This window comes from Rhodococcus sp. EPR-147, from assembly GCF_001647185.1.
In the GTDB taxonomy this organism is placed as follows: domain Bacteria; phylum Actinomycetota; class Actinomycetes; order Mycobacteriales; family Mycobacteriaceae; genus Rhodococcoides.
In genome coordinates this window covers 1-2,960 of record NZ_LVCU01000028.1, presented here as the reverse complement: position 1 = coordinate 2,960, position 2,960 = coordinate 1, and the positions used below count along the sequence as shown (strand labels likewise).

General features: G+C 65.7%; 4 protein-coding genes. 3 read left to right on the top strand and 1 reads right to left on the bottom strand.

Features of this window, described 5'->3' with window-relative positions; genetic code table 11:
• The 3 genes from A2J02_RS01035 to A2J02_RS01025 form a co-directional block, all read left to right on the top strand.
• A partial coding sequence (locus A2J02_RS01035) for a DUF4328 domain-containing protein (RefSeq protein WP_156516029.1) occupies positions 1-577 on the top strand: 577 nt, incomplete at its 5' end.
• Positions 574-1,347: a glycerophosphodiester phosphodiesterase gene (locus A2J02_RS01030; RefSeq protein ID WP_068045617.1), complete on the top strand. Its 774-nt coding sequence runs from the start codon at positions 574-576 to the stop codon at positions 1,345-1,347. The genes A2J02_RS01035 and A2J02_RS01030, both read left to right, overlap by 4 nt.
• A 10-nt stretch (positions 1,348-1,357) precedes the next feature.
• A complete protein-coding gene (locus A2J02_RS01025) occupies positions 1,358-2,269 on the top strand; it encodes a DUF5926 family protein (RefSeq protein WP_068045615.1) in 912 nt (303 codons plus the stop codon).
• Between the two features lie 108 nt (positions 2,270-2,377).
• Here the strand turns inward: A2J02_RS01025 and A2J02_RS01020 are convergent, their stop codons facing one another.
• Entirely contained in the window at positions 2,378-2,932 is a 555-nt protein-coding gene (locus A2J02_RS01020) for a ferritin (protein ID WP_032396487.1), read from the bottom strand.
• Between the last annotated feature and the right edge of the window lie 28 nt (positions 2,933-2,960).

Below are 2,960 nucleotides of genomic sequence, written 5' to 3'. Positions count from 1 at the left end.
CGCCGTATCCGACGCGTTGGTGTATTTCGCCCAGGTCGGCGCGCTCGTCATCGGTCTGGCCGCGCTGATCACTTCGTCCTGCTGGCTGATCGACCAGCGCAGACTCGCCTTCACTGCCGCCGGCTCCACCGACCCGCGATCGGTGCGCCCGATGCTGCTGTTGTCGATGCTGCCTCTTGTCCGCATCGTGATGCCGGGGGTCTACCTCACCGAGGTGGTCCGTCTCCGCGGCGGTGCCGATGCCGACGTGCACCGCGAGCTGACACTGGTTCGGATCTGGTGGGCGGTCTGGGCAGCGAGCAACGCGCTGGTCATCGTCCAATTGCTGTGGAACCTGCGCGATTCACTTCAGGCCCGCGCCGACGGAGTTCTGCTGTCGGCAGTCGTGGCCTTGGTGGCCGCGGTCTCGGCCGTGCTGACCCTGGCCGTGATGCGCCGACTCGAAGGCCGCACACTGCGCGGCTCCGCGATGTCGCGTCCGACCCGCTGGGTGATCGCCACCGGCACCGCGTCGAAGTCGAATCAGCCCGAGCAAAACCAGCCCGAACACGAATCCGAGACGGTGACGGCGTCGTGAGTCCCGATCGCCGTGGGCCACTGGTCGTCGCGCATCGAGGTGCGTCGGCGGCGAAGAAGGAGCACACTCTCGCGGCCTACGACCTCGCGCTGCGCGAGGGAGCGGACGGCGTCGAATGCGATGTGCGGCTCACCAGGGACGGCCACATCGTGTGCGTGCACGATCGCCGCGTCGATCGCACCTCGAACGGCACCGGCATCGTCAGCGAGATGGACTTCGCCGATCTGGCCCGACTGAACTACGGCGACGACGACGAACCCGCCGAACTCCTGACGTTGCACGACCTCATTGCTCTCGTCCTGGACTGGACCAGCAAGCCGGTCAAACTCTTCATCGAAACCAAGCATCCCGTGCGATACGGCTCGCTGATCGAAAGCACGGTGCTTGCCGAGCTGCACAAGTTCGGCATCGGCGCGCCCGCGTCGGCCGACCACTCGCGGGCGGTCATCATGTCGTTCGCGCCCTCGGCCGTCTGGCGCGTACGACGGTCGGCTCCGATGCTTCCGACGGTGCTCCTCGGCGACAGCTCGCACTACCTCGGTGGGGGAGCGGCGACGACCGTCGGGGCCACCGCAGTCGGCCCGTCGATTCGCGCGCTGCGCGAGCACCCGGCCATCATCGACCGCGCAGCCGCGTCCGGCCGGGCCAGCTACGTGTGGACCGTCGACGAGAAAGAGGACGTGGACCTGTGCCGCGAGCTCGGCGTCGGGTGGATCGCCACCAACCACCCCGGCCGAACGCGAGCCTGGCTCGAATCGAAGAACGTGTAGGTTTTCGGGCGTGGGTAAGAGCAAAAGAAACAGTGGACCGAAGCAGGACAGCAACCGAGCAGCGAAGCTCGCGCAGCGAGAAGCGGAACGCGCGAGCATCGAATCGGCGTCGGCTCGCCCGTTCGAAGGCCTCGCCGCCGAATGCGACCTGGTAGCGCTGCGCGAGTTCGTCCCGTCGGCGACGGCCACCGCGCCGATCACCGTGGACGGTCGCACCATCACGCTGGCCACGGTGCTACCCGGTGCCGTCGCGGCACTGGTGCGCGAAGATGCCGATACCGTCGAGGGATTCGTCGGCCTTCAGGTGCAGAATCAGTCGAAAGATGTTGCGGCAGATATCAGTAGCGCGCTCGGCTGGGCGTCCACCGCGTCCGCGGGCGAGTCGCTCGAAGCCGCGAAGATCACCGACAGCACGCCCGCGTTGACCGAGGTGCTCGACGCCTCCGCGCTGCTCGAGATCACCGTTCATCAGGACTTCAACTGGTGGATTCCCGAAAGTGCCACTCCCGCAGCCGATGTGACTGCAACCGTGGAACGTGCGAACCAGGCGATCATGCCCTCGGCGCGGATCGAGGCCGACGGCGTCGTCGCGGCCTGGTGGGTGGATGCAGGCGACAAGGCACACATCCGGTGGGTTCGTCCGGAGAACGAAGACGACGTGATGCTCGCGTTGGCTCGCCTGCATGCGGCGGGCGATCTGAACCTGGGTGAAGGTTCGCGCTACGCCGGTTCGTTCCGCACGCACGGGCTGCTGGTGCCGGTGTTCGATCTCGATCCCGAGATGCACCCCACCGAATGGGCAAAGCCGACAAAGGAATTCGGCGAGAAACTGAGCGAGGCACTGGCTGTCGACGCTCCGCTCACGGCGGCTCAGTTGCGTTCGCGCGACGGCCTACGCGGCCGCCAGGTCACTCTGCGCTAGAACGCACTCTGCGCTAGAACGCGAAACGGGTGGCCGCTCGAACAAGGAATCCTCGTTCGAGTGGCCACCCGTATGAGCGCGTCATCCGCGCAGAGTTGCGGTGCGAATCTACAGCGATCCGCCGGCGACGGTCGGTGCGCCCGAGTCGGCGGTCACGCTGGTGTTCATCTCACGGGCGACGAACTGCTCGAGGTCGAACAGGTTGTGGCCCGCACGATCGGCGATGTTGAGCAGCGTCTTCATGCTGGCAACTTCCTCGACCTGCTCCTTGAGGAACCACTGCATGAACTGCTCGCCGAGGTAGTCGCCCTCTTCGCGTGCGGTGCTCGCCAGAGCGATGATCTGCTCGGTGACGGTCTCCTCCTGTGCCAGCGCCAGGGCGATGGCCTCACGCGGATCGGTGAAGACGGACTTCGACGCGTCGACGCCGGTCAGCTCGACGGTGATGTCGCGATCGAGGAAGTACTGCACGATCATCATCGCGTGGTTGCGCTCTTCGACCGACTGCGCATAGAAGTGCTTGGCCAGCTGCGGCAGATCGACATTCGCGAAGTAGACCGCGGTGGCGATGTACTGCTGCGAGGCGTTGAACTCGTTGCGAATCTGGTCGCGGAGAAGTGCGTGGAACTTGGTGTGGCTGGTTTCTTTGATGTCTACGCTCATGCTCAGGACGATATGCCTGGTCAGAGGC